Raw genomic sequence first — 641 nt, 5'->3', positions numbered from 1 at the left:
GAGGGTGGAAAAACGTGGAGTTATGCCGCTGGGATAGCGGATCTGAGAACCAAGCAACCAATGAAAACAGATTTTCGCTTTCGCATTGGCAGCGTGACGAAGACGTTCACGGCAACGGTTGTACTTCAATTAGTCGGAGAGAACCGCTTGAATCTAGACGACTACATCGAAAAATGGTTGCCTGGTGTCATTCAAGGAAACGGATATGATGGTAATCAGATTACTATCCGGCAGATATTGAACCATACAAGTGGTATCGCTGAATACTCAAGGTCAAAAGACGCTGACTTTACGGATACAAAAAAATCGTATACGGCTGAAGAGTTAGTGAAGATGGGGATTTCTCTGCCCCCAGACTTTGCCCCAGGAAAGGGCTGGTCTTATTCAAACACAGGATACGTATTACTAGGTATTCTTATTGAAAAAGTAACCGGAAACAGTTATGCGGAAGAGATTGAAAATCGGATTATTGAACCGCTTGAATTGTCGAATACATTCCTACCTGGCAATTCAAGCGTTATTCCAGGCACTAAGCATGCCCGTGGATATGTCCAACCAGACGGAGCAAGTGAGCTAAAAGACGTTACTTATTTTAATCCAAGTATAGGTAGCTCGGCTGGAGATATGATTTCTACTGCTGA

1 protein-coding gene is annotated in these 641 nt (G+C 43.7%); it reads left to right on the top strand.

All coding sequences use genetic code 11. From position 1 onward, the window contains the following. Positions 1 to 641 (top strand): serine hydrolase domain-containing protein (locus tag SB773_RS29885; protein WP_410593808.1); only part of this gene is annotated, 641 nt, incomplete at both ends.

This window comes from Bacillus sp. SIMBA_074, assembly GCF_046534555.1.
Lineage (GTDB): Bacteria > Bacillota > Bacilli > Bacillales > Bacillaceae_G > Bacillus_A > Bacillus_A mycoides.
Note: the sequence above shows the minus strand (reverse complement) of the source record. Positions and strands in the feature narration are given on the sequence as shown.